Source organism: Streptohalobacillus salinus (assembly GCF_003201605.1).
GTDB classification, from domain to species: Bacteria; Bacillota; Bacilli; order Bacillales; family Amphibacillaceae; genus Streptohalobacillus; species Streptohalobacillus salinus.
This window is the reverse complement of record NZ_QJJR01000034.1, coordinates 1-1418: the sequence shown is the minus strand read 5'-3', so window position 1 is coordinate 1418 and position 1418 is coordinate 1. Positions and strand designations below refer to the sequence as shown.

General features: G+C 42.6%; 1 protein-coding gene. It reads right to left on the bottom strand.

All coding sequences use genetic code 11. The features are described from left to right. Nucleotides 1–231: 231 nt before the first annotated feature. Nucleotides 232–1314 carry an IS30 family transposase gene (locus tag DES38_RS11885; RefSeq protein WP_110252295.1) on the bottom strand — a complete coding sequence of 361 codons (1083 nt, stop codon included), beginning with the start codon at nucleotides 1312–1314 and terminating at the stop codon, nucleotides 232–234. Nucleotides 1315–1418 lie beyond the last annotated feature (104 nt).

The following is a 1418-nucleotide window of genomic DNA, read 5'->3' as shown; positions in this document are numbered from 1 at the left end:
CGGATGCTTGATTTTTATGCTATACTAGCCACCGCCTTGCGGCGTGCTCTTGACGTAAGTGCCTCTTCTTAGTGAGTCATTTGTTGGGTTCGGGGTCCCAACGAATGAGAACTTAGAAGAGCTTGACCATGGTACGCTATAAGCGCGGATGGTGCCTCTACAAGGCAGAACTTTCCCCATCCGCCAAAGGGTTACTTACCATGGTCACAAACGTCGTCAAGAGTGGCGGTATTAGGATGCCTGCGCGACTTCTTGACGCTTTTGTTCATATAAATTCCGGGGATAAACATACCTCAACGTACGTCTTGGCTTCATGTTTAACGCATCTGTGCATAGTTTTAATCGTTTGTAACTCAAATCTTGAAGTGATATACCTTTCGGTATGAACTCTCGAAGCATACCGTTATGGCGCTCATTCGCTCCTTTTTCCCAAGAAGCGTAAGCATGTGCGTAATATATACGAATGTTTTCATGCGTATCTTCTAATTTACTCAGAGTCGCAAACTCTGAACCGTTATCTGTTGTAATGGTTTTGAAATTCTGTGGCCCATGTTCCTTGATAATCTTAAGCATGGCTTCTCGAATGTACTCAGGTGATTTGTCCCATAGCTTCTTCGTGACAAGATGTCGTGTTTGTCTTTCAAGTAACGTCAGAATAACCGGTTCGCCTTTGGTCTTTTTACCGATAACTAAGTCTAGTTCCCAGTGGCCAAATTCTTCTCGTGTTAAAACAATCGGATCCCGTTCTTCAATACTGCGACCAAGCTTACGTTTATTCGTCCCATGAGGATCCATAGGCTTCTTACGTCGAGGGCGTAACCTAGTTTTCCGTGGTAAATCAATATTTCTGACATCAAGTTCACCACGATCAATAAGGTTATAGACCGTCTTCATACATGGCAAGCGCTTATCGGGATTGTCTTTCTGGTAATGATGTGTAAAGGTATCGACACTATGAACACGCAGCTCACTTTTCGGAGGCTTAAGTGCTTTTTGAAGTGCTGTGAAGAAATCCTGATCGTATTTCTCAATGTCTTTAGCACGAGAGCGTTCGCGATTCTCTTTATATACACGTGCTCCGACGTCAGGAAAGTAGCTCTCATAATGTTCTCTTTTACCGTTTACAAGCTTAACTTGTTCAGCCATTCCACGTTTCAGTTCACGAGAAACGGTCGATTGGTTCACCTCTAGCATGTCAGCCATTTCCTTTTGAGTGTATAGACCTGATCGTTTCATGGCGTGAAGTTGGCCACGCTTTATATCTGATAAGTGTTTAAATGTGCGTTTTACTGTGGTAGAATGATGTTGAGTCATGTAGAGCGCTCCTAACTTATTTGTTTAGTCACTCATAAGTATAGCGCATTTACATGGCTTTTTTAATATCTAATGGGATTATGCATTTCATTTTACAACAGACC